The sequence below is a fragment of the Morganella sp. B601 genome, assembly GCF_051172335.1.
Classification (GTDB): Bacteria; Pseudomonadota; Gammaproteobacteria; order Enterobacterales; family Enterobacteriaceae; genus Morganella; species Morganella morganii.
This window is the reverse complement of record NZ_JBPIZE010000002.1, coordinates 17,568-42,500: the sequence shown is the minus strand read 5'-3', so window position 1 is coordinate 42,500 and position 24,933 is coordinate 17,568. Positions and strand designations below refer to the sequence as shown.

General features: G+C 42.8%; 25 protein-coding genes and 3 pseudogenes. 10 read left to right on the top strand and 18 right to left on the bottom strand.

What is annotated here, in order from left to right; all coding sequences use genetic code 11:
• The first annotated feature begins 120 nt into the window (after positions 1 to 120).
• The 3 genes from yddG to ACSBQN_RS04845 all read left to right on the top strand — a co-directional run bounded on the left by yddG (position 121) and on the right by ACSBQN_RS04845 (position 2,477).
• On the top strand, positions 121 to 1,014 hold the full coding sequence (gene yddG, locus ACSBQN_RS04855) for an aromatic amino acid DMT transporter YddG (RefSeq protein WP_024475138.1): 894 nt from the start codon (positions 121 to 123) through the stop codon (positions 1,012 to 1,014).
• Between the two features lie 70 nt (positions 1,015 to 1,084).
• Positions 1,085 to 2,218 carry a glycosyltransferase family 9 protein gene (locus tag ACSBQN_RS04850; RefSeq protein WP_024475139.1) on the top strand — a complete coding sequence of 378 codons (1,134 nt, stop codon included), beginning with the start codon at positions 1,085 to 1,087 and terminating at the stop codon, positions 2,216 to 2,218.
• Between the two features lie 58 nt (positions 2,219 to 2,276).
• Positions 2,277 to 2,477, top strand: coding sequence for a DNA polymerase III subunit theta (locus ACSBQN_RS04845; protein WP_354632810.1), 201 nt, complete (start codon positions 2,277 to 2,279; stop codon positions 2,475 to 2,477).
• 50 nt (positions 2,478 to 2,527) lie between these two features.
• On the opposite strand, the gene ACSBQN_RS04840 is transcribed toward ACSBQN_RS04845, so the two are convergent.
• The gene (locus ACSBQN_RS04840) at positions 2,528 to 2,806 is read right to left on the bottom strand and encodes a DUF6694 family lipoprotein (protein ID WP_004237422.1); all 279 of its coding nucleotides are present in this window, start codon (positions 2,804 to 2,806) and stop codon (positions 2,528 to 2,530) included.
• 213 nt (positions 2,807 to 3,019) lie between these two features.
• On the opposite strand from ACSBQN_RS04840, the gene ACSBQN_RS04835 reads away from it, so the two are divergent.
• From ACSBQN_RS04835 to osmB, 3 genes are all read left to right on the top strand, one after another.
• Positions 3,020 to 3,919: a helix-turn-helix domain-containing protein gene (locus tag ACSBQN_RS04835; RefSeq protein WP_152696469.1), complete on the top strand. Its 900-nt coding sequence runs from the start codon at positions 3,020 to 3,022 to the stop codon at positions 3,917 to 3,919.
• A 227-nt stretch (positions 3,920 to 4,146) separates the two neighbouring features.
• Entirely contained in the window at positions 4,147 to 4,374 is a 228-nt protein-coding gene (locus ACSBQN_RS04830) for a hypothetical protein (RefSeq protein ID WP_036406726.1), read from the top strand.
• Between the two features lie 111 nt (positions 4,375 to 4,485).
• Positions 4,486 to 4,704, top strand: a complete 219-nt coding sequence (gene osmB, locus ACSBQN_RS04825; RefSeq protein WP_024473788.1) for an osmotically-inducible lipoprotein OsmB — start codon at positions 4,486 to 4,488, stop codon at positions 4,702 to 4,704.
• Positions 4,705 to 4,733: 29 nt separating this feature from the next.
• On the opposite strand, the gene ACSBQN_RS04820 is transcribed toward osmB, so the two are convergent.
• The 5 genes and pseudogenes from ACSBQN_RS04820 to ACSBQN_RS04800 all read right to left on the bottom strand — a co-directional run bounded on the left by ACSBQN_RS04820 (position 4,734) and on the right by ACSBQN_RS04800 (position 7,261).
• Entirely contained in the window at positions 4,734 to 5,330 is a 597-nt protein-coding gene (locus ACSBQN_RS04820) for a DUF1287 domain-containing protein (RefSeq protein ID WP_354632812.1), read from the bottom strand.
• A gap of 15 nt (positions 5,331 to 5,345) precedes the next feature.
• A complete protein-coding gene (locus ACSBQN_RS04815) occupies positions 5,346 to 5,774 on the bottom strand; it encodes a hypothetical protein (RefSeq protein WP_250326652.1) in 429 nt (142 codons plus the stop codon).
• 269 nt (positions 5,775 to 6,043) lie between these two features.
• Entirely contained in the window at positions 6,044 to 6,331 is a 288-nt protein-coding gene (locus tag ACSBQN_RS04810; RefSeq protein ID WP_318668017.1) for a hypothetical protein, read from the bottom strand.
• Positions 6,332 to 6,563: 232 nt separating this feature from the next.
• Positions 6,564 to 6,908: pseudogene (locus ACSBQN_RS04805) on the bottom strand (aspartate/glutamate racemase family protein); the annotation flags it as partial.
• A 122-nt stretch (positions 6,909 to 7,030) separates the two neighbouring features.
• Positions 7,031 to 7,261 (bottom strand): hypothetical protein, encoded by a 231-nt coding sequence (locus tag ACSBQN_RS04800; protein WP_036406735.1) that lies wholly within the window; start codon positions 7,259 to 7,261, stop codon positions 7,031 to 7,033.
• Positions 7,262 to 7,450: 189 nt separating this feature from the next.
• Here ACSBQN_RS04800 and ACSBQN_RS04795 point away from each other — a divergent pair, with 189 nt between their 5' ends.
• Complete coding sequence (locus ACSBQN_RS04795) at positions 7,451 to 8,008, top strand: hypothetical protein (protein ID WP_354632813.1); 558 nt, start codon at positions 7,451 to 7,453, stop codon at positions 8,006 to 8,008.
• Between the two features lie 194 nt (positions 8,009 to 8,202).
• Here the strand turns inward: ACSBQN_RS04795 and ACSBQN_RS04790 are convergent, their stop codons facing one another.
• Entirely contained in the window at positions 8,203 to 8,889 is a 687-nt protein-coding gene (locus tag ACSBQN_RS04790) for a DUF4431 domain-containing protein (protein WP_036406738.1), read from the bottom strand.
• Positions 8,890 to 9,302: 413 nt separating this feature from the next.
• Here ACSBQN_RS04790 and ACSBQN_RS04785 point away from each other — a divergent pair, with 413 nt between their 5' ends.
• A complete protein-coding gene (locus tag ACSBQN_RS04785) occupies positions 9,303 to 10,433 on the top strand; it encodes a glycosyltransferase family 9 protein (protein ID WP_158001758.1) in 1,131 nt (376 codons plus the stop codon).
• A 147-nt stretch (positions 10,434 to 10,580) separates the two neighbouring features.
• On the opposite strand, the gene ACSBQN_RS04780 is transcribed toward ACSBQN_RS04785, so the two are convergent.
• The 3 genes and pseudogenes from ACSBQN_RS04780 to umuD form a co-directional block, all read right to left on the bottom strand.
• Entirely contained in the window at positions 10,581 to 11,222 is a 642-nt protein-coding gene (locus ACSBQN_RS04780) for a hypothetical protein (RefSeq protein WP_024473795.1), read from the bottom strand.
• Between the two features lie 480 nt (positions 11,223 to 11,702).
• Complete coding sequence (umuC, locus tag ACSBQN_RS04775; RefSeq protein WP_354632815.1) at positions 11,703 to 12,917, bottom strand: translesion error-prone DNA polymerase V subunit UmuC; 1,215 nt, start codon at positions 12,915 to 12,917, stop codon at positions 11,703 to 11,705.
• Positions 12,917 to 13,332, bottom strand: a pseudogene (gene umuD / locus ACSBQN_RS04770) (translesion error-prone DNA polymerase V autoproteolytic subunit). Before umuD ends, umuC begins: the two are co-directional and overlap by 1 nt.
• 446 nt (positions 13,333 to 13,778) lie before the next feature.
• Here umuD and ACSBQN_RS04765 point away from each other — a divergent pair.
• Complete coding sequence (locus ACSBQN_RS04765) at positions 13,779 to 14,036, top strand: YjhX family toxin (protein ID WP_015422654.1); 258 nt, start codon at positions 13,779 to 13,781, stop codon at positions 14,034 to 14,036.
• Between the two features lie 9 nt (positions 14,037 to 14,045).
• On the top strand, positions 14,046 to 15,683 hold the full coding sequence (locus ACSBQN_RS04760; RefSeq protein ID WP_354633309.1) for an SAM-dependent methyltransferase: 1,638 nt from the start codon (positions 14,046 to 14,048) through the stop codon (positions 15,681 to 15,683).
• A 284-nt stretch (positions 15,684 to 15,967) separates the two neighbouring features.
• Here ACSBQN_RS04760 and ACSBQN_RS04755 read toward each other — a convergent pair whose 3' ends face one another.
• The 8 genes and pseudogenes from ACSBQN_RS04755 to ACSBQN_RS04720 form a co-directional block, all read right to left on the bottom strand.
• Positions 15,968 to 16,714, bottom strand: coding sequence for an ABC transporter ATP-binding protein (locus ACSBQN_RS04755; RefSeq protein WP_434991629.1), 747 nt, complete (start codon positions 16,712 to 16,714; stop codon positions 15,968 to 15,970).
• Positions 16,698 to 17,525 carry an ABC transporter ATP-binding protein gene (locus ACSBQN_RS04750; protein ID WP_024473800.1) on the bottom strand — a complete coding sequence of 276 codons (828 nt, stop codon included), beginning with the start codon at positions 17,523 to 17,525 and terminating at the stop codon, positions 16,698 to 16,700. Before ACSBQN_RS04750 ends, ACSBQN_RS04755 begins: the two co-directional genes overlap by 17 nt.
• Positions 17,515 to 18,384 carry a nickel/cobalt ABC transporter permease gene (gene opp1C / locus ACSBQN_RS04745; protein ID WP_024473801.1) on the bottom strand — a complete coding sequence of 290 codons (870 nt, stop codon included), beginning with the start codon at positions 18,382 to 18,384 and terminating at the stop codon, positions 17,515 to 17,517. The genes ACSBQN_RS04750 and opp1C overlap by 11 nt, the downstream gene beginning before the upstream one ends.
• Positions 18,385 to 18,388: 4 nt before the next feature.
• Positions 18,389 to 19,315, bottom strand: coding sequence for a nickel/cobalt ABC transporter permease (gene opp1B, locus ACSBQN_RS04740; RefSeq protein WP_024473802.1), 927 nt, complete (start codon positions 19,313 to 19,315; stop codon positions 18,389 to 18,391).
• Positions 19,316 to 19,360: 45 nt separating this feature from the next.
• On the bottom strand, positions 19,361 to 20,932 hold the full coding sequence (nikA, locus tag ACSBQN_RS04735) for a nickel ABC transporter substrate-binding protein (protein WP_024473803.1): 1,572 nt from the start codon (positions 20,930 to 20,932) through the stop codon (positions 19,361 to 19,363).
• 72 nt (positions 20,933 to 21,004) lie between these two features.
• A complete protein-coding gene (locus tag ACSBQN_RS04730) occupies positions 21,005 to 21,778 on the bottom strand; it encodes a class I SAM-dependent methyltransferase (protein ID WP_024473804.1) in 774 nt (257 codons plus the stop codon).
• A 600-nt stretch (positions 21,779 to 22,378) separates the two neighbouring features.
• Positions 22,379 to 23,388: pseudogene (locus tag ACSBQN_RS04725) on the bottom strand (DUF1983 domain-containing protein); the annotation flags it as partial.
• A 943-nt stretch (positions 23,389 to 24,331) separates the two neighbouring features.
• Entirely contained in the window at positions 24,332 to 24,847 is a 516-nt protein-coding gene (locus ACSBQN_RS04720) for a lipocalin family protein (protein ID WP_024473807.1), read from the bottom strand.
• Positions 24,848 to 24,933: the final 86 nt, after the last annotated feature.

Genomic DNA, 24,933 nt, shown 5'->3' with positions numbered 1-24,933 from the left:
TCCTTTTCAGTCCGGCCATGAGGATCTCTCCCTTTGCCCGGCGGTCATATCACGGTATGCTGGGAAATCATTATTAGTTTAACGCATATATTGTCAATTATTTATCACAGGCCGATATTCATGGGAAAACTGTCCGCACACACCGCCACATTTTACGGCGTTCTGGCCATTCTGTTCTGGAGCACTATTGTCGGATTAATCAAACGGGTCAGTGAGGATTTCGGGCCTGCTTTCGGTGCAGCGCTGATATACACCCTCGGGTCAGTGATGTTACTGCTGGTGACCGGATTTCCGGCCATCCGCCGCTGGCCGCGCCGCTATCTTATCTGGGGCACGCTGTTGTTTGTCAGTTATGAGATCTGCTTTATTCTGGCGCTCGGTTTTTCTCAGAACCGTCAGCAGGCAATTGAGCTGGGTATGGTGAACTACCTGTGGCCTTCCCTGACTGTCGGGCTGGCTGTACTCATGGGCGGGCAGCGTCTGCGCCTGTCGCTGATAGCCGGCCTGGTGCTGGCGGTGCTCGGTATCAGCCGGGTGATTGGCGGAGAGAACGGATTATCCCTCAGTTCTGTCGCCGCCAATGTCGCACTTAATCCGCTGAGTTACGGCCTGGCGTTTGCCGGTGCGGTGATCTGGGCCTTCTACAGTAATTTGTCCCGCAGGCTGGCGGACGGTAATAACGGCATTACCCTGTTTTTTATCATCACCGCCCTGATGCTGTGGGTGGTAACCGCCTTTAACGGCATCACACTGCCCGCTGAGTTTTCCGTTTCCACCGTTGGTTTTCTGATTGCCGCTGCGGCACTGTCCTGTGCCGCAAACGCACTCTGGACCATTGCAGTACTGCGAGGTAATGTTGCCCTGATAGGCACACTCTCTTATTTCACCCCGGTACTTTCCACCGCATTTTCCGCATTATTACTCAGCACCGCCCTCTCCTTTGCATTCTGGCAGGGGGTACTGATGGTCACCTGTGGTTCCTTATTATGCTGGCTCGCCACCCGCCGGAAATAACATGAAAATGAACCGGCGGAATATGCTAAATTAACGCTATACGATAATTGGTCGCTTTTCAGGAAATACGATGTCCAAAAAACTTAAACATAAACTGGTTAATTTATTCTTGCAGCTTTATACGCGCCGCCGTGATTTTTCGCACTCCGTCGCTGCCTTTAAACAGCTGGAGACTATCGACTTCCGGAATATTGTTATTTATTCGACAACGGCACTCGGGGATTTTCTGATGAATACCCCGGCGATTCATGAAGTCAGAAAACGTTTTCCTGATGCCAGAATTACCGTTGTTTCCGGCAATAAAATGGCACCTTATATCCGCACCGGTATCGGCAAGGACTGGGATGATGTGGTGTGCTGGAACAGCAAAGTCCATACTGTACTGAAACTGGTCAGAGATTTAAAAGCGCACGGAACGCCGGATCTGATTCTGATTATGCACTCACATAACCCGTATGATTATCTGAGCGCGGTCATGACCGGAGCACCGTTTGTTTTTCGCTGTAATCATTCGGCATCACCTTGTGCGCTTATTGAACCCTGGCTGACCAATTTCAGCGGCTATGGTCACCGGCATTCGGTACAGGCCCGCCTTGATCTGATTACGCCGCTCGGCTGCCGCTTTACTGATAAAAGTGTTGAGATGCATGTTCCGTGCGATGTGACAAAAGTACCATCCTCCGTAAAACGGGTTGGTTTTCAGATGGGCGCATCCAGTGAAGAACGTCGCTGGCCGGTAGCGAACTTTGTGGCACTTACACGCTATTTGCTTACCTGCTACTCTGACCTCAATATTGTTCTGGTCGGCGCACCGAATGAAATTCATTTGTCTGATGAATTTTTCAGCCTGCTTGAACCTGAATTTCACAACCGGATTGAGCCGCTGATCGGCAAAACCACCATCGAAGAATTAACTCAGGTCATCAATAACCTGGACCTGCTGGTCACAAATGATACCGGAACCATGCACCTGGCATTTGCGTTAAAAATCCCCAGCATCAGCTTGCATGTCAGTACTTATCCGCAATTTACCGGCCCTTATCAGAACTATGAACTGCATGAGGTTGTTTCCGGGTTCGCCTCAAAATTATTACGAAATGAGGGAGAGCATGAAATGTCAGCCATTTCTGTGGATAGTGTGATTGAAGCAACAATTAAATCATTATCTGCGCAGGGAATAATGCCGCAGAATAATCCTGAGTAAAAGCACGGTCTCACACCCGGCCGTAAAATACAGCAGACTGACAGAAAAAGGAGGATCTATGTCAGAGAATATGCAGAAGCCGAAAATAACACAGGAAGAAGAGGACGAAATTGAGTCCCTGACAAAAAGCCTTGTCATGCGGGATAAGATGAAACTGCCGGGAATTGACAGAGAAGTCGGGCAGCAGCGCCCTGAACGTTTACGCCCCTGGTTCCGGGAACGTCTTAAATTCCACCGCGATGCAGCCATAAATAGTTAACCGTAAAACAGAGCCTGCCGGTAACAGATATACCGGCAGGCTGAAAAGGGTTATTTTGCCATTTCAATAATTTCTTTTGCTGTTTTACCCTGTAATTTTTCTTTCAGCAACGCCATCATTTTTTCTTCATCGCCACCGCTGGCAAAAGCGACCTGGAAGCTGATTTTAGTAATAGCACCTTTCAGCTCACGGGATTGCTCCGGGCTCAGATCTTTTTCCATTTTTGCAATGGATTCCTGCGCTGCCTGCTGAGAAGACATATCCAGTGTTGCATCACCACAAGCGGTAAGTGCAAAAGAGAGCGCGATAACTGCCAGTAATTTTTTCATTTTCCACCTCGTTAATAATATCTGCGGTATTTTACATTGCCGGACAGATAAAACCATGTTTATTACAGGCAGAATTAACCGTTTATTTATACAGTTATAACCATGTTTGCCCCGCCCTGTGAAAACAGGAAATTTACTTGTTATTGTAAATCAGCTGTTTTTCAGTACCGGTGCCGATATAATACTTCAGTCTGCGAAATACACGGAAAAGCTATGTTTAACGAACGCGTTGTTGATGAAATTTTAAACTGGATAGAAAACAATCTTGAGTCTGATCTTTCATTAGAGGCCGTTGCCGGGAAAGCCGGATATTCCAAATGGCATTTTCAGCGTATTTTCAAACAACAGACCGGCTATACCCTGGCAAATTATGTCCGTGCACGGCGTTTATCCTGTGCGGCCATCGCCCTGCGCCTGCTGCCGCTCAACCTGATGCATTTATCCATGAAATACCGCTTTGATTCACAACAGACATTCTGCCGTGCTTTCAAACAGCATTTTGGTATTACCCCGTCAGGATACCGTAAAAAAAGCGGCTGGCAGCCGGGAGGCTTTGTACTGCCGAAACGCTATGCCGGAAAGCTGCACTCCTCGGTTGAGATGACGACACTGCCGGAAAAAGTGCTGACCGGGACTTCGAATGTGTATCAGGCGGCATCGGATACCTGGAATATGAACCTGCCAAAGCTGCGCAAATATTACTGGCAGCCTTTTTTACAGCGGCTGACCGCTTTACCGGAGGCGGTTTATGCCATACACGGTGTCAGTAAATCTGCCGGGGACACTTTCTCAATGTATTATGCCACCCTGGCCGAAGCACACTGCCTGAAAAATACGATGCCGCAGGATATTATTTATACGCCCGGACATGCCCATTACTTAAAAATTATTTTTACCGGTGATTTTTCAGATATTGATTTTCAGGATATTACTTATGATATCTATAATAATATTCTGCCGGAACTGAATATTATCCGCCATCCGGAGCATCCTGATACGGAAGAGTACATATTTCAGGAAAACATCACGGAATTAAACCCGGAAAACCCGAAACCGGCAGTCCGGGTGATTAATTATTACATTCCTGTTATGACTGATGCATCAGGCTGGTGATCATTCTCCGCCGGGACTATGCTGTTGCGGTCATTTTGTTATGATCCCTGCTGTGCAATAACTCACTGCATATATTCCAATCGTCGTTTATCTTATCTGTCCGTACATTATTCTGATAGTCGTCTTAAAATAACAAAATTAGTAATTGACTGTTATTTATGCTCTGTTTTTTACACATGAACCGGTTACTATGAAAAGGTGTATCTTCTGATTTGCGGAGGTAACCGATGTCATCATATGCAGAACATATCACCACGGCGCACATTCAGTGCGATGCGGAAGAAACGCTGCTGCCGACACATCCTTTCGCTGCTGTTTCTGTCGCGGATGCCGCTATTGCGGATGAGGCCGAAATCACGGCGCATAATGACCGGATTGAACATCTCAGTAATGCCATCAACTCCACTTACGGTATTTTATATTGTCATCTGTCGTTTAAGGCATTGGCGGTATAGCAGATATCCGATAATGTACCGGGATTGTTACGTATTTCCCGATTATTCTGATACAGACGATTCCCGAACAGGTCTATGTTGTAACAAGCCTATTGTTCAGGAGTTTATGAGATGAAAGTGAATATTAAGAGAGTAAGCACAGTGACTTTATCTGCAGTCCTGCTGCTTGCTGTAGCCGGTTGTTCAAATATGTCGAAACGTGACCGGAATACTGCTATCGGAGCCGGTGTCGGTGCTGTTGGTGGTGCAGTCCTGACCGACGGCAGCGCACTCGGAACCGTCGGTGGTGCAGCAATCGGCGGCCTTATCGGACACCAGGTGAAAAAATAATTTCCGGAGCCGGCATACCGTCGGCTCTTTCATTCTTTCCCGGCTTTATACCGGTAATGTCCGGTAATTTTCCAGCTGAACAGCACATCCTCACTGACCTGCCCGCCGCCGATATTATGCATGACCAGCGTATTTCCGCTGAACAGCGCGGTTTTACCGATCACAATACCGATATGCGGACGACCGTTATCCAGCTGCCAGGTCACAATATCTCCGGCCACATAATCCGCCGCGTTTTGTGTGATCGGTTTGGTTTCCCCTTTCCGGCTGAAAAAAACCATCAGATTGGGCACCCGGCGGTGATCAATATTTGTATCCGGCCGTGTCTGTCCCCACAATTTACGGCCCGGGTAGAGAGAAAACGCCGTTTTGATATCTTCATGTACCTCTTTTTGCAGATCGATACCTATTTTCCGGTAACTGCGGATCACCACATCCGAACATACCCCTTTCCGGGGTGAAACATCCCCGCCGAGATAAGCGATTTTTTCATAGGACGGATCATACAACACCAGCCTGTCAAGCTGCTGAGCCGCCTGATTCAGCGATCCCGCACCGTAACCGGCGGGTATTATGGCGACAGACAGCAAAGCAGCACATATTCCGGCAATATAATGACGCATCATTTCCTCCGTAACCGCTCAGAAAATCCCGTCCCTGCCCCAGATGTAACGTAATACCCCGGCAGCATCCCGCGGACTGAGCTGTAATATATCCTGATACAGCGCTGATTTTATTTCACAGGCCAGTATGGCATCCTTTTCCAGGGTTTCGGCTTCCTCTTCATCAAGCAAATCACCATAGGTATGGCGCAACCGGAGAAAGATGCCGGTATATAATGCGTCAGTTTCTGCCTGAGATAAACCGGGCACTGTTTCTTTTGCGGGTAAAAATGTCATGACAGCTCCGTTATCCGGCTCTGCCGGGTAAATGAAACTGAAACAAAGCAATCCGGAAGGATCTTTATCCATCGCGCTGTTAAACAATGCCAGCCGGTTTTCTGCATATTGCAGTATCATTTCATCCGGTGTTTGCTGCAGCAGTACTTTTCGATCTTCTGTATTACTCATATAAATCATACGGTAAAAATTCCGCAGTTTAATACCGGATAAAAGATAATTCCGTCCTGATATATTGCTGTGCATTGTTTCTGCCGCAACCGCTTTTGGTGACAGAAAAAAATAAGAAGAAAAAACAGAAAGAAGGCAGAAAAATACACTGTAATACGTAAACAGGGCATTACAGTAAACAACAGAAAAGCCCCCGGCACCGGAGCGGAATGTCCGGATAAAAGGCCGGGCGGCATCTGCGCTGTCATATCAGCAGGTTACCCGGCTCATTACAGTACCAGCTTATCCTGCCCGGCCCGTTCAGCCCAGACATTATATTCTCTGACCAGCGTCATGACTTTATTATTGGAATCTTTCATTTCCCGCATATGCGCCTGAAGCTTTTTCAAATCACCGGGAAATTCCCGCTGAATTTTCTGTGTTTTTATCCGCAGGTGCTGCATTTCTTTATTTCGCCTTTCCAGCGCCGCCATCAGTATATCTCTGATTTGATTACAGTGCGCAATAGCTTCAAAATCGAATTCTGAATACGCCCGCATATCGTCATTGTCAGTCATAAAAACATTACCCTTATCTGCAATATACTGAACACCGATTATAGCGTTTTACCGCCGTGATTGTCCCCGTACCTTGCGGCAGGTAAAAATATTACCGTCTCTTTATCCGGCAGAATATTTTCACCGGCAGTCAGATTCACTGGGTACGCATGAGGTGATTAAAAGAATGAAATATAGCTATGTATATATCCGGAACAACCCCGCAACCGCGGGGGCATTCATATTACGGATGTTAAGCCAGAGCGTAATCAACTGCAGCCAGAGCATGAATTTCGGTGGTATCAAACACCGGTACTGCACAATCACTCTGAGAAATCAGCAGCATTATTTCCGTACAACCCAGAATAATACCTTCAGCACCTTCATTAATCATTTTACGAATAATCGTTTTATACTGTTCACGGGATGCTTCATTAATAATACCGGAGACCAGTTCCTGATAGATAATATCATGAACAATTTTTCTGTCCGCTGTATCCGGAATAATAACATCCAGACCAAACTTTTCCGTCAGCCGGCCTTTATAAAAATCCTGCTCCATAGTAAATGCAGTTCCCAGCAAACCAATCTTCTTAATACGAGCTTTCCCAGCTCATTCCGCCAATCAATCCGATCATTTTCATGTTGTGTGCTCTTTTTATCTGACAGAGGATGTGTTGATATTTTTGTTATTTGCAGGGAAAGCGTACCGCAGGACTGTCAGAGATGGCAACACTTAACGATGCAGGAAGTCACCGGCGGGAAAACAAAAGAAGGTGCCTGTCTGTAATCCCCCCGGATAGCACCGGCGGGATAAAAGGCAATAAAATCCTCCCCGGAAATATGATTTTCAGGAAAGAGCCCGGCCTTAACCCCCTTAGTGATACCGTGATTTTTCAGCTCAGTAACCAGCTGGTTATAAATAATTAATTCAATGTCTTTATCATTCATTCTTACCTCAGTGCCCGTGAATACTATCTGCCTCCTGTCCGGCCATAAAAAAGCCCAGCTCACAGGCAGGGCTGAACACTCCGTATTCCGGTGCTGCGATATAATGACAGATAAATAATGATTTAATTTCCGTCAGGAAACCGTATATTAATGGTATCCGCCATATACCATAAAACCGGAACCGGCATCATGGATAACGATTACAACAGTAAATCAACACAGGAACTGGCTGATGGTTTAGCACTGTACCTGACACAGGGTTATATTAATCCGTTATATATCAACTGCGACTGCGAAGACGAGGGTGCAGAAGAAGCGGGTTTTTATTTGGATGCTCTTTCTTTACGCAATCCTGATTTATCCTGTGATTTCCGGAAAAGAATAATGGAATCGCCTGTAATCAGTAATGATTATTTTAAATCCCAGTGTATGGAATATTTACTGCTTTCATCAGATAAATACCGCGAATATGTTATTCAGTATTTATCCGGCCATTACGATGTATTACCGGTTTCTGTGCTGCAAAAAGCGATGTTTTATTCTTATTGTGCAAAGCGTGATCCTGATGACAATGATGTTGTCCAGGATTCATTGATTGTAAAACTCAAATCCCGCTATCATGCCGTTAAAGATAATAAAGACGTTATGGCTTACGAACTGACTGAACTGAAAGAAACCTGCGACGACTTTTGCGCCGCATATCCATATCCGGTTGCACAGCCAGCATTCCCGGACAACCTAAAATAAAACTTTCCGCACTCTGTACCTGTTTACAGATTTCATCCTCACGGACTTTATATTTACGTCCGATCGCCCGCTGCCCAGCCCCGGAATTTTACTGCATATATACCGTACTTTTACGGATGACGTTAATCTGCTCCGGAAATAACAGAGAGATTAGCCTTGTGAATATCCGGAGTAACTATCAGTGAAACACAAAATTAGTGGTTATCTGACGGTGAAATAACTTTCACGCCTTTTATTGCCGTCACATCGATTAATACCGGTGTATGGTGATGTCCGGTTTCGGCATAAAATATTTCGCCGGTAACAGAGATCTGCTGATTAAGATAACGCTGGTTTTTGCTGTAAAAATCACCTCTTACAATCAGCTGAAACTGATCATTACTGCCCCAGTCCGGACTGTCTTTTATACAGGTTAATGGTGCTTTGGTAAAAAGAACCCAATACGGTTCAGGTTCATCGCCCTCTTCCACGCTTTCATAATTTGGCGGCCCCGGAAATACAACACGTTTCAGCGTACCGGTTAATGTCACCTGCTGCCCGTCCTCATAGCATATCTGCGCTGACGCCGGATTTTTACTGTCAGCAATATTCCGGAACAACACCGATGATTTTTTATACCATTCCAGCTGGCATGCTTCTGTATCACAACTCTGTAATCTCAGTTTCCGGTTTTCTCTGACAGTTTTTCTAAACTCATCACTGTTTCCGGTGATTTTTTTTGCCTGCAGATAATCTGCATATAATTCATCATCTGCCTGAGATAATGACGGACTATCGCACACCAGTTTTTCTGTTTTACTCTGTGCTTTGCTGCAATCAAAACTGACCGCAAAAGACGCAGATGAAAACAACAAACAGGATATAACCACCACTTTTTTCATACCAGACCTTCTGTTTCCCGGTGACAGCTTACAAAGATAAAAACCAGACATCAGCGGCTGTTATCCCTTAACTCTCCGTTATTGTGCCACAGGAGAAATCACATTTAACGCAGGTCAGGTCACAGATAATCTCCGTATGATTTATTTTTCTCTCATGCCGGCGCAATGCAGGTACAGCATCAGACAAGTGTACAGCACGCGAAACAATCATCATACCTGCCGGACACGCCTGTGAATACAGATAGGATGTCCGGGCGTCTGCCTCAAAAATGACCAAAATGACAGATTTCCTGTCAGATGTGATTTTGTGAAAAAAATCAGCGATAACATTCATAAAATCTATGTATAATTGAATCATTAAACAGACTCAGGGCAACAGCATTCTGTTCCGGACAATGGAATCCAATATATTTATGAAAAAGAAAAAATTCGCAAAATTAAGAACATTGAACAGAAAGCGAAACTATATGATGAAAAACATCCGCTACTATTCAAGACTTTTTATCGAAAAAATTCTCTGGGATAAGAAAAGTAAATCAGCCATTGACTTTACTGCTGTAAAATCAATACTCATCTTACGAAATGAAGGGAAAATAGGTGATGTTATTGTTGACTCCGGCTTAATCAAAGTCTTATCGCAGCATGGGTATGACGTGGATATTATAGTTACGCCTGATAACTGTTCCATTATGCAACATGACAAACACATTAGATCAATTTATATCGCAGATAAAATATCTCTTAATGATTTTATGAAAAAGCGTAACCATAATGTCAGTAGTGATATCATCCATCAGTTAAATAAAAATAAATATGATTTAATTATAGATCCATCTATAATTAATACCCCAACACACCGGCCTAAACTTTTAAAGGAAATTTCTGCAAAGAATGCCATAGGATTTAATAAAAACAAATGGATTAATCATTATGGCAAATCAATCAGTTTTGACTACGATAAAAATCACATAAAAGAGTCATACAAACTTTTACTGTCGGAATTCGGCATCACTGATATTTCGCCAGATTATGAAATAAATTACCCGGATGAAACGGGTTGTGATACGGATAATTATATATCTTCACTTCCGCCAAAAAATATAAATATTGTAATTAATATGTTTGCTGGCACTGATGAACGCAGTCTTTCTTTATCACAAGCAAAAGAGTTAGATGACAGATTAAATTCACTCTACGATAACATTACTGTTATTGTATTAGATTACAGAAATGAGCTGTCTGAGAAAAATTTCACATACGCTCATGTTTATAATCCAATCTCATTACAGCATTCTATCGCTTTGATCTCAAAGTCAGATCTTATAATATCTCCTGACACATCAATTGTACATATTTCTGCCGCTTTCAGAAAAAACCTAATCGCAATATATAAGAATGATATTCACAACAATGAATTATGGGGTCCCGGATACGAAAATGCCGTCCAGCTTTTTACATCAACATCAAGAATATATGATGATAGTAACATAATTAATGAAATTATCTCCTCTGCAGAAAAAAAACTGAAAGCATATAATAAATAAAAAACCCTGCTATTCTGCAAGGCTTTTTTATATCACAACCCGGTGACACGGTTGAATTTTAAGATGAAAGTTTCCGTAACTCCGGTATTGATATAAAGAATAATTCATTAATTTTCGCACATTTAAACACATCGCTATCTGAGTTTACTACTGTGTTATTTTTTCTGAAATCATATCATTAATTGTTTTGACAATTTTTTTTATTTTTTTCTTTCCCGGTGAGTTTATAAAAAGACTAATAGAAACGACTAAGGCAACAAAAACTATAGCTAATAAAAAATAATATTTCCACGTCTCAAAAACAACACCATCACTCAGGAAAACGGCCAGAACAAATATAAAGACCCACAGAATTAATGTAATTGAGAATATTTTTTCAAACCAGCTGTTAATATAATATGAATTATCAATGTTAACCGATAATACTTCATTTTTAATACAAATATATCTCTTTAGTCTTTTTAAGACAAGCCAGATACTGATGTCCGGCATTAAATCATATTTTGACAGCAGAATTTTTAACTCTCTGAATGACCTGCTTTTCTCCTGTGAGACGTTTGACATAACCATATCACTTATATCTTTCTTTATATATTTCTTATCATCTTCACTTAGAAATTGACTGTACTCATCAAGATACTCTTTATTTTTCTTTATTTTCTTATCTTTCCTCACATTCAGATATCTGTATCCAAGTTTAAATGCAGTTAAAAAAGCCCCCATAACAACACTTAATATTCCAATAGCAGACTTGATTACATCTAAATTACCAATTATTGCATTCCACATAATTCTTCCCGATACATAAGTTTTAGTCAACCCAAACGTATTCACAGAAAAGCCAATGGAGCAAAATACATATTTCCATTTGACTCATCAGGAATTATGCTTACCTAATCAATAGTAAACAATAGTTTTGTTAATGTATTTAATATTACAGACAAATCTCCTGCCTCTGTAGCATTAAAACAGACAGATCGCCTATAAATTCACATCTGCAGGCAGTTACGAAAATAGATGCAATTTTTTTTCATCACAACATCAGATAGTCTTAGAGATAACAAGAATTATACCGGCTCCCCTCAGATTAAATAATATTATATTGTTGCTAAATATGAGACATAAACTATGTCAGAGAAAAATACAGAGATATCTGAAGAAAGTAATAATAAGGATCCTGAATCAAATTCAACAGATGAAAACCGGTGTGGGGTTATCATGCCTATAGCTGACACTGATGGCTCCAAACATAACCGGGCAAACACACCACTATATTTTAGCCAGAAAAGAAAAACCCGTGATATCAAAGATATCACGGGTTTTAATATGGTGCCGGCTACCGGAGTTGTTTATTGTGTCCATAGTCTTCATCAGCTCGTCGCTGTTTTTGAATGGCTGCCGGGTGGCGAACATATCGAACTGGGTGACGGTTGAATCAGTGAAGCCTGACAGGATGATGCCCGCCTTATAATACCGGTACCCGTCACACCAGATACTATCCAGTGCTCTCATGGCAGCATTGATGATGTCCCGCGTGTCGCAGCTGGGATACTCGAGTGAAATGTTTGCACTGTTCGCATAGTCCGGCCCGTTAGCGTGTCTGCTGGTCTGCACAAACAACCCGATCATCCGGCAGCGCTGTTTTTCTTCCCGGAGTTTTTCCGCTGACCGTTCGGCATATTCACACACTGCCTTTCTCATGGTAACAATGTCCGTCACTTTGGTACCGAAGGATCGGGAACAGAGGATCTGCTGTTTCACTTTTCTGACTTCTTCCAGCTCGATACAGGGTTCTCCGTTCAGTTCCCGCAGCGTGCGCTCGGTAATAACACCAAAAGTTTTACGGATAGTCGCCGGTGCGGCGTTCGCCAAATCTAATGCCGTGCGAATCCCCATGGTGTTCAGTCTGGCCGATATTCGCCGACCGATACCCCACACTTCACTGACCGGTATCAGTGCCAGTAATTTACGCTGGCGCAGCGGATCAGAAAGGTCAACCACTCCGCCGGTTTTTTTCCATGTCTTTGCTGCATGGTTGGCAAGTTTTGCGAGTGTCTTTGTCGGTGCAATACCAACGCCGACCGGGAGGTGTGTTTTCTGCAGAATGGCAGCCTGTATCTCACGGCCATAATCCTCCGGGCTGAATGTCCTGGTCATGCCGGTTAAATCAAGAAAGGCTTCATCGATAGAATAGATTTCTGTGGCGGATGCGAAGGATGAGAGCAATGTCATCACACGGCTGCTCATATCGCCGTACAACGCATAATTTGAGCTGAATACTGTCACATTGTTTTTATAACAAAAATCGCGACACTCATAATACAGCGCCCCCATTTTGATGCCGAGGGCTTTCGCCTCTGCTGACCCGGCGATCACGCAGCCATCATTATTGCTCAGGACGATAACCGGCTTACCTGTCAGATCGGGCCGGAATACTCTTTCACAGCTGGTGTAAAAGCTGTTTACATCCACCAGCGCAAACATCACTGCGCCCGGTGGATGATGTAGGTGACCACACCGAAAATCTGTAAATCCTGCTCACTGCTGATTACGATAGGCTGATAATCCGGATTCATCGGGATCAGCATAGGTACCGGTGACAGTTACAATTTTTTGACAGTAAACTCTCCGTCAAAACTGGCAATCACAATATCCCCTACGTCGCAGTTACCGCGCTGTCCACGATAACCACATCACCGTCAAAGATATTGGCATCAATCATCGAACTACCTTCAACCCTGAGTAAATAGGTACTTTCCGGGTGTCGGATCAGTTCACTGTTCAGGTTTATGCGCTCCTCGATATAGTCCGCCGCCGGCGACGGAAAACCAGCGGGGACATGCTCCAGGAAAAGAGGCAATGTCAGAATTGTATCATCGTTGATCTTGACAAGTTTCATACTCAGAACCGATTAACTGTACATGCATACAGTTAATGATAGAGAAGTTTGGCTGTCTCATCAATCTGATTTTTACTAATCTTATGCGTCACATGCATTACTCATTAAAATCAAATCCGACAGTCCGCTATAAGCGAAGAACGAATATTGCTAACAGCATTCTGTGTGAATCAATAGGGAGCAGGCCAAAGTTAAAAAAGGGAGCTTTATGAAATAAATCACACTTTATCGTATGGTACATACCCATATTTAAATTGTGTGCTAACATTCGTTCTGTAAATACCTTTCAACTCAACCCGAGGCTTTGATGCTGGAGAATGTAATCATCCGATAATCAGCTTACCGACCTTTTCAGGCCGGACTGATTATCAATGCGCCGAAATCGAATGCGGACACCGCTATGTGTTTGCACGTTTTGCACATGATGATTAAACAGGTTTTCCAGTATGAATTTATCCCGTCAGGAACAACGTACCTTACACGTTCTCGCTAAAGGTGGTCGTATCGCGCAAGTCCGAGATACGTCTGGCCGCCTCATCGCCGTTGAATGCTACACCCGCGAAGGGCTGTTGCTTACCGACTGCACCCTTGCCACCTTCAAAAAACTCAAAACCAAAAAACTTATCAAGTCCGTTAACGGTCAGCCGTACCGCATCAACACTACCGGGCTGAATAACGTTCGCGCACAGCTTGATAACCGCTAAGGAGGCATGATGGATATTAATACCCTTATTTACGCATCCCGATATGACCGGCTTTCAGCGGATGAAAGCAAAATTCCCTGGGATGAACCAGCATTCAGCCAGCGCATGCTGGCGAACCACTTGTCGCAGGATCACGACTGGGCCAGCCGCAGGCAGGAGATCATTGAGCAGCAGGTAGAGTGGGTCGCCAGCCAGTTATCCCCTGGCGCACACATCCTCGATCTCGGCTGCGGTCCCGGCTTTTATACCCACCGCTTAGCGGAGCGCGGATTTCGCTGCACCGGCGTGGATTTCTCACCAGCATCTGTGAGCTGGGCCCGCCAGCAGGCGCAAAATGCCAATTTGAACATCAACTATATTCAGCAGGATATCCGCGCATACTGGCCGGATAGGTCGTTCGATTTCATCATGATGACGTTCGGGGAACTGAATGTGTTCAGCACTGCGGATGCACGCTTACTAGTCAGCCGCTGCGCGCTGTGGCTGGAGTTGGGTGGCAGGCTGCTCACTGAAGTCCATACTTTCGAAGAAGTTAAGCGTCAGGGAATGGCTGAAGCGAGCTGGCAACGCTGTCCGGATGGACTTTTTCTGGGCGTCCCTCATCTGCTGCTGACGGAACATAGCTGGGATAAAGAAGAACAGACCAGCTCAACGCAGTTCTGGGCCATAGAGGCAAACGGTCACACCACTCGTTTCGGCAGCCAAATGACGGCCTGGCGCGATGAAGAGTACGTCAGCCTGCTCAATAATACCGGATTTACCCTGCTTCCTCCCCCTGCAGGTCACGACTGGCCTGTCAGCGAGACATTTGAAGGGAAGCTGTTTGCTCTGTTGGCTGAAAAAGCAAAAACCTCAGGGGAGCTTCCTCTTAATACTCAACGCAATAAAAGGAATTCAGCATTGGATATCCCACGTATTTTTACCATCAGTGAAAGCGAACACCGCATCCACAACCCGTTCACCGAAGAGAAGTACACCACACTGGGCCGTGTGCTACGCATGAAGCCGGAGACCCGCATTCTTGACCTCGGCAGCGGCTCGGGGGAAATGCTCTGTACCTGGGCGCGGGATCATGCGATTACCGGAGTCGGTATCGACATGAGCCAGTTGTTCAGCAAGCAGGCCAGACGGCGCGCGGAAGAACTTGGTGTCAGTGATCGGGTCCAGTTCATACATAACGATGCCGCTGGGTATGTGGCAGAAGAGAAATTTGATGTGGCCGCCTGCGTAGGTGCGACATGGATTGCCGGTGGATTTGCCGGGATGATGGAGCTGCTGGCGCAGAGCCTTAAGCTGGGCGGGATCATGCTTATCGGGGAACCCTACTGGCGTCAGCTACCCTCAACAGAAGAGATAGCGCAGGCATGCGGCGTCAGCGCAATAGCTGATCTCCTGATGTTGCCTGAACTTATCAGCGCGTTCGACTACCTCGGCTACGACGTGGTGGAAATGGTGCTGGCAGACCAGGAAGGCTGGGACAGGTATGAAGCCGCGAAATGGCTGACCATGCGCCACTGGCTGGAGGCCAACCCTAACGACGACTTCGCGGCAGAAGTCAGGGCTGAGCTAACGGTCTCGCCAAAACGTCACGTGACCTACGCGCGTGAATACTTTGGCTGGGGCGTGTTCGCGCTGATCGCCAGGTAACAACAGACTCCCGGTATTTCTTTCCGGAAATACCGGGACTTCTTCTTTGCATTAATCTGCTCCCTATAAACTGGCTTACGAAGTGTAAGCACACCCGTTTCAGTTCCACACAATTTTTGAGATTTCGTTATTTTTGATCTCCTCCCAAAATCAGCGCTAGGTTAAATCAGAGATCCGGACCATGAATATTCTCTTACCCTGATAATTGGATTTATTGAATTATTATACTCTGCTTAATTGAGTGAGTTTGGTTACAACGCAGAAATACGGCACTTAATTTTATATTAAATCACAGCATTAAGTAATTTTTGGGCATACGGATGCTTTATAGTACTTAAATCCTTAATAGAACTCTGCGCTACAATCGTATGCTGATCAAAAAATAAAACTCGCTGACAAAAGTAACATAGTGTTTGTATATCATGAGTAATAAAAAAATAGCTCAATTCAAACTCTTGTTTCAGTTTTTCAAGTAAATCCAATATCTGTACCTGTGCAGGTATATCTAATGAACTCACTGCTTCATCCAAAATAATGAGGGAAGGATGCGTTGCCAGTGCTCTTGCAATACATACCCGTTGAGCTTGTCCTCCTGATAATTCATGGGGATACCTGTTCATAAGATCCGGCAATAATCCAACAGTGTCTAAAAGACCGGCAACTAATTCACGCAGTTGCAAAGGTAGCAAACAATTTTGCAGTGACAATGGCTCACTGATCATTGCAAATACAGTCATAGCAGGATTAACTGAGGTAGTATAATCCTGAAAAACAATACTTAACTGTTGGTAACGATTCTGTCGGTAATATATTGATTTACCATTAAGCAATACTGTTCCACTATCAGGTTTTTCAATACCACTTATCACCCGTGCTAATGTGCTTTTTCCACTTCCACTTTCACCAACAAGCCCTACGCTCTCTCCTTTTGCTAACGTAAAACTGACATTATCCAGTATAGTTTGCCGTTGATGTCGCCAACCTTTAGGCCGCGGATAAGTTTTACATATACCTTCAACGTGAAGAAGCATGACATGTTCCTTCCATAACCGCTTTGAATCTCGAAGATAAACGTTTTCTGGTATCGAGAAGGAAACGGGTATACCAGTGCTGTGGTAATCGCCATAAGGACTCTGTATCCTGGTATTCCACAATCTTCCCCTGATACATAACAGCAATATCATCAGCTATTTTGCGAACAAGACCCAGGTCATGACTGATAAAAACCAAAGTGCTCTGTTTTTCATCTGCCAGTTGTTTGAATTGCTGCAGGATATCGGACTGCGTGATGGTATCCAATGCAGTCGTTGGCTCATCTGCAATCAGCAATGCGGGTTTTAATGCAAGTGTAATAGCAATCATCATTCGTTGTAATTGCCCGCCACTCAACTGATGAGGCAGGCAAGCTAATTTTTGTTCCGGAAATTTTATATTAACCTTCTCCAGACACTCACACGCAAGCCGAAAACAGGCATCATTATTCAGATTTGTATGATATTTTAATGTTTCTGTAAACTGATTTTTCAGCGTCATTAAAGGGTCAAATGCCCCCATTGCATTTTGAATAATAAGACTAATCTCTTTGCCCCGGGTCTGTTGCCATTGCACTTTATTATTCTCAATTAAATTTCGACCACAAAATAAAATATCACCCTTTACCTGAAACGTATTTGGCAATAAACCCATGATTGCTTTTGCCATGAGGCTTTTACCACTACCACTTTCTCCGACAATACCTAATGTTCTGTAAGATGAAATAGTTAGGGAAACAGGATGAAGTAATATGTTTCCGGATTCATCAGTTACAGATAAATCTTTAATTGATAATAACTCAGATATCATTGTTCTTTTCCTGATATACAATATGGCTGCGCCTGTTTGCAGGATCAGTGACATCCCGTAAAAAATCACCTAAACCATTAAATGCAGCAACAACTATCACAATAGATAATCCCGCAGGTAACATTAATTCAGGATGTAGTATCATAACATTTTTAGCCTCACTGAGCATATTTCCCCATTCAGGGGTTGGTGCCTGAACCCCCAATCCAAGGAAAGACAAAGCTGAGATCATCAGAATAACACTACCGATATCAGAAGTAGCCAGTATAATTATTTCCGCCATTGTTACAGGTAGAATATGTTTTCGTAATATATGTACAGGAGGGGCACCAATAACCTCTGCATAACGTACATAATTGCGATGAGTGTATTGAATAACAGCTCCGCGAATCATTCTGGCATACCAAGACCATTTAACCACAACAACAGCCAATAAAATATTTTCAATTCCGGGTCCCAAAACTCCGACAAGAGCAAGGATCATAACCTCCCCAGGAAATGAGAGCATAATATCACATAGCCTCATCAATACTTCATCTATTTTTCCACCTGAAATACCTGAAATCATTCCAATAATACATCCGAACGATAATGTCAAAGCCATAGCAAATAAAGAGTAAAATACCGTAGTACGGATACCAAACAACAAACGGGATAGAATACAACGCCCCAGATTATCGGTACCCAGAGGATACAGAAAACTACTACCCTGATATTTCAGGCGTACAGCTGTTTCTGTTGGATCATGAGGTGCAACCCACGGTGCGAGAATACCAGCGACGATTACAATAATAACAATTGCCAAACAGATCTGCGCAAATCCATCCCGCCGTAATTGTTGAAAAAAAAATGGTATCATTTAATCACCTCGTTAAACGCGGGTCGAGGTATTGCTGCAATAGATCAACAATAAAATTAGATAAAAGAAAGAGTAAAGCCATAAGAAGTATATAAGCCTGTATCATCGGATAATCACGGCCAAATATAGCGTTTATACATAAACGACCTATTCCCGGCCAGGCAAAGATATTTTCAATAACTACCGTTCCTGCAATCAACTTGGGGATACTCATTCCTATCGCAATCAGCGAAGTATGTAATGAATTAGGTAAAACATGCTTTCGAAGAATAATACTGTCCGGAAGCCCTCTTGCTCTGGCATAAAAAACATAAGGTTGCTGTAATTGATTAAGCATCGTACCACGAATCAGGCGAATATAAGTACCAATATATCCCAGAGAAAGAGTTAACGCTGGTAATATAACAGACTCATGCGTTAACATTCCACTGACAGGAAATAAATCAAGCTGTACTGCCAGAGCCCATATTAGTAGTAATCCCAGCCAATAATTTGGAATAGCTGTAAAAATAAAAATAATTCCCCGAATTGATTTATCAACCAGGGTATTATGAGTGATTACACATAAAAATGAGAGTATCAAAGAGATAACAATAATAAAAAATAAACTAACAGCTGCTAGCCAAAGTGTTGCAGGTAAAGCTGTAACTATTTCATTTAAGACAGGGGCACGGGTAAGAAACGATTTCCCGAAATTGAGGTGTACAGCATTCCATAACCAGGCAAAGTAACGAACCAAAAAAGGTTTATCCAGACCCAGTTCCTGTTTCATCAATGCAATCGCCTGATCTGTAGGTACGATTTCATTAATACGCAGCGCAACCTCAGCGGGATCTGATGGTGCCATATTTAATAACAAAAAGGCAATAAATGAGATAATCAGCGCTAAAGGAAGTATCATTAATAAACGCAGAAAAAAATAGCGTTGCATTATATATGCTCAAAGTTAATGGGGAGAAATATTCTCCCCGGATACTTAACGAGTGAATGACATTTTTTCAAACGGGATCTCATATTGTGAAGGATTAAAACCTACACTTTTAAGATCACTACTGTAGATTGCTTTAGTTCGGGAATAGGTCAATGGAATATAAACAGCTTCATCTGCTAATGTTGTAAACAATTCTTTATAAAGTTGTTGACGTCTGTTTTCATTCGGCGTGATCAGTAATTCACTGATCATTTCATCGATTTCAGCTTTATTCTTCAACCCCTTTTGTCCCTGATAATCTGCATGTGCAGGGATTCTGAAAGAGGAAACAAATGAAGCAGGATCATATGGAGTACCCCAGGATAATGAATATTGGAGATCAAAATCACCACTTTTCTGCCGATCCAGAAAAGCTTGCTTTTCCTCTCCCAAAATAGTTAATTTTACACCAATTTTCTTAAAATCATCCTGCATAAGCTCAGCTATATCTTTTTCAGCTGCATTATTAATATTATATGACAATATTAATTCCATTTTTTTTCCATTTTTTTCCCGGATGGTTTTACCTTCTGTTAAAATCCAACCTGATTCATCTAATAGTTTCCGTGCTTTATCCTGATCAAAATGGTAAACAGGTAAGTCTATATTACTGTATGGAACAGTCTTCGCCATCAGTGTCTCTGCAACTGTTTCACTATTATCTAAAATACCACTGGCAATTCCGTCCTTATCTACTGCATATTCCAAAGCCTGACGTACTTTTTTATCACTGGTAATCGGTCGGCTGCTGTTAAGGACAATTGCACGCGAAGCAACAGGGTCACTCATTATTGTTTTCAGTTTACCTGATGCTTGTAATGCCTCGAAAGAGTCCATATCAAGCATATCCCCGTCAGCACCAAAAATTAACTGGATATCATCTTTTTGTAATGAAAGTAGTAAGGTTTGGCGGTCTGGAATCACTTTCCATACCACTGCATTTAACAATGGTTTCTCTCCCCAGTAATGAGGGTTCGCTTCAAAGCGTGCATATTGATTTTTTTTATGTTCTGTAAGAATCCACGGTCCTGTACCTGCATAGGTACTTACACCATTTAGTGTTTTACCATCAATAAACGCTTTAGGTGAAATAAAACGGAAAGGACGCGTAAGACCCAGCTCAGTCAATGTTGGGTAGTATGGATTTTTTAGCTTTAATTCAATGGTGTAATCATCAATAATATTGACGCTCTCTATTTGGCGAACAAGCTCCAGCCAGGCATGACGGGAAAAATTTTCAGTTACAGCATCAATGTTTAGCTTCACTGCCTGTGCATTAAATGGCTCCCCATCAGTAAATTTAACATCTTCCCTGAGATGAAATATATAACTTTTTCCGTCAGATGAAATATCCCAGCTTTTGGCTAAAAATGGTTTCACACCCTCATTAGTATTTAATACCAGAGATTCAAAAACCATATTTTGAGCTGCCATCTCCCCTGAATATAAATGAGGATTAATATCACGAATATCTTTTGTACTCGCGTAGTCCAATTCATTATTTTCTACATTAGCAAAAATTGGTGCGCTAAATGTAAATACAGATATAGTGATAAGTGAAAATAACATTTTTTTCATTTTTATCCTGCCTGTTCGCTTGAGTTTATTAACACCACATGTCTAAATTTTAACAAATGGTATTTTGTCGTATTATTTCTCAGCAATAATCATGAACATTGGCGTTGATCTATAATTAACCTTTTCCTCATCATCCCAGATTTTTTCACTTATTGTCGTGTCAACCAAACATTGGGAAAAACCAATATCTAATAATTTTACAACGTCCCATTGTGGCCTGAGTTTGCGACTGAGAGGAAGTACTTCTGCAATTTTTTTCATAGCGACTGTATCTGTATTTGCATAATGATCGGGAATTCCAAGATTAACAGTATTTCTGCGATCCTGCTCGAATCCTTCTTTGAAAACATCATCAAACAAATGAAGATACCAATTAGCATCAAAGTTAATTAATCTTCCACCCTTTGTTAAAAGACGATACCATTCCAGATATGCTTCATGCGGTTTTTTTAAATTCCATGTTACATTACGAGTTATAATCAGATCAAATGAACATTCATCAAATGGTAGTGTATGTACATCCGATTCTACAAAATCAATATTCACCTCATAATGCTTAGCATTATTTTTAGCTTGTTTCAGCATCGCTTTCGTTGCATCAACGGCAGTAACCGAATGGCCCGCCTGGGCCATGATAATCGCAAAAAATCCAGGTCCTGTACCTATATCTAATACTTTGAGTTTTTTTTCCTCAGGAGCATGAGAAAGTAACAAATTTTGCCAGATAATCCTTTTTTTGTTATTTAATTCTTCCTGATTGGCACAACTATAGCTGGATGCTCTGTTATCCCAATAGTTTGTGACCGCCTCCAATAAATCATCAGAATTTTTTAATGATAAAGACATAATAACCTTCATAAGGAGAGAATAAAAACACTGAAATCACAGTGCATATAAATCCAAGTCAATCAATATATCTAAAACTATCACATGATTATATTGATAGAGTGAGAAAGCGAGTATTATTTAGCATTTAATCACGATGACTGTATATAGACATATCTTATCTCCTGGTACTATTCATGAAGAATAATAACTTATTGAGTTAGATTAGAATTAACTTAACAACACTACATTATAATTATACTTAATAAAATACTCCCCCTTAGTATAAATAGCAGTAAATTATAGATGGGTACTCTTGAACCACACTAAATCACCAATGGTAATAATTATCATTTAAAATAGATATTGATGTAATATACTCTAAAATGGCTAATATTAATAATAATTAGTATTTTTCTTTCACTTTCTGTGCTCCAATTCCCATTTGTTCAGCCAGTTCCTGCTGTTTCACATTCCACACAGAGCCTTGCGGCATTTCCACACGCACATCGAGGCGGGTTGATTCCGGCAGATCACATAGCGCAACATCCTAACAGAATACAGTCACGGACCACGCCGGTAACCACCGGCGCAGTTTACCCTGAACTTTCTCCGATTCCGCTATCTGAATGATGCGGAACTGCGTTTGAAGGCCATCACTACCCCTTCCTTCAGAACCACATGTGCCCTGCCTCTATGCCTGACCCCCACTTCAATTTCTATTTTCACATTCTTTCGGCTGCGGGGAATAACCGCATGTGCTGACCCCATAACACTCAATTCTGACCACTGAGAAGTTGCCTGCTGACCGACCCCGTCCACACGTATACTGAACCGCAGTTCTCCCTCAACCGGACGTGGACGCCCCCCCGTATCATCCTCAATAATGGCAGTTATCGAAGGGAGTACCAACGTCATGTCATAAGGCATTCCGCCTGCATACGTAATTACAGACGTTGCCGTTGTCCACCCGCCACGACCACTATGGATATTTTGTGCCGAGGCGTGAGGATATGAAGCAGCCACTGCAACATCCCCGATCAGTAACTTATCAATCGTTGCCTGGCTGATTAGCGCATCGTTAAAAAATGCCTGCCCGTTCTGAATGACAAAAGGGGTTACTACTTTCCCGTTCAGTGACGATATCACTGCAAAATTTTGAGCATTAACAAGAAACTGACTGTTTCCCTGAGCATTAAACCCCAGTCCGATACCTGTAATGACCTTATTCCCTTTGCTGTCCAGCTGGACTTTCATTGTCCACGATGCAGAAATCCTGCCGTTTAAGTCAGTAAGAACCTTTGAGGTTTGTTCAATTTTTGCCGAATCCGCCCCGACCTGACTTTCCAGACGTGTCACCTGCTGAACCGTTGATGTGACCCTTCCTGAACCGCTCACCTGCCACTCAACAATCATGGCAAAACCGCCGGAGCCGTGAGTTGCATAACCGGGTAATAAGTACTTTCATCTAATGCTGACAGATCCAGATCAACAACTGACTCTGATAAATCGGCCTTTACTTTGTCTAATTTGCTGGATAACGTTTGCACCCGAGAAGTTGCTGACGTCACTTTGCCATCAATATCAGATACGCGCGTATTTAATTCATTTACCGAGTTACTATCCGCTTTCCCTTTAAGATTTGAATTGAGGATTGAAAGCTCTTGCGTTTGCGCCTGCTGTTTTGACGTGAGCGCTTCTAATGATTTATTAATTACTGAAACATTCCCATTCATCCGGGTTTCCAGTGATTGCCTGGCTTTTGCCTCCGCCTGGTCACCCGTAATACGAGCTTGCTTCTCTGCTGAGATGAGACCAGCAGTTAATTGGGATAAATCATTACCGGTATAATCACCACGAAGTTGTATGGCTAAAGATTGTCGTTGTTGCGCCTCGGTTTTATCCCCCTCAATACGTGATTGTTCCTCTTGTTTAATAGCAGCCACTTGTGCTTCCGTCGCGGTTGAAACCTGATTAAGCCGTTCGGATAATAACTTACCCGTTTCATCCAGTTTCCTTTCACTTTGTTCAATCGCCGTACCTCGTTCTATTTTCTCCGCTAAAATTGCATCGTGGTTAGCTTTAATTTGATTATTTAGCGCCATAACAGCTGATTGTTCAGCTTTACTGTTAATCTCACCCAATAAGTCTTGAGCTAATTGGTCTCGCCCAATCTGCCCTGATAATTCATCGAGGATGGCTTCGGTATTATCATCAGCTTGTCCTTTAGCTTCTACTGTAGTGGTCAGTCCGTGATATGTCGTACCGTCCTTTTTGGTGGCTGTGACTTCGTATTTTTCAGTCATGTCCACCTAAGTTGATTGATGTTCACCATTTCCTCCACCACGGCTGGTGTCGCCGCATATGAGGGTATCTTTATCCCTGTGTTGCCGATTATTCTGGATGCCCACACGCTCGCTGTGAGGAGTGGCACTGGTCGTGGCTAATGTGGCAGAGGAGATCGGCGGCTCGCCGGTAATAAAAAACCCGCCGGAGCGGGTTATTGTGTTTTATTTGCTGAAATATTTAATATTCAGTCCATTCAGTATCCCGGGAATAAACCGGAATATAATCTTATTGAAATATAAGTATTCTTTCTCTGTCAAAACCATGTTCACCAGCAAAGCTGAGATACTCATTTAACAGCTCTGGCGGCATAGCTGGCGTACGTGATAACACCCACAGGTAATCTTTATCGGGGCCAACAACCAATGAGTACTGATAGTTATCATCAAGCTTAATAATATTGTAACCTCCATAGAAAGGTCCGAAGAAAGATACCTTTAACGCGCCTGTATCGGCTGAGTTAACAAAATAGGCCTTTCCGGTACTCTCTTTCCATTTATTGTTACTCGCATCCCAGCCCCTGTTGATAACCTTCACACCACCATCATCACGAAGAGAATAGTTAGCTGTAACTTTGCTTAAGCCTTTTTCAAAACGATTATCTATCCTGGCAATTTCATACCAGTCACCTAAATAATGAGATAAATCAAAAGGTTTAACCGGGGTTATATCTTTGGGCACTTTGACACTGCATCCATTAAGCAGAAACATACCCAAAAACATAAAAACTGACTTTATCTGCATCATAACCTCATCAAGTTTTTAACCAATGAGATACTTTCGCATAAAAAATGTGTTTGTACGATCTATTCACTGTTCCACAACAGCCA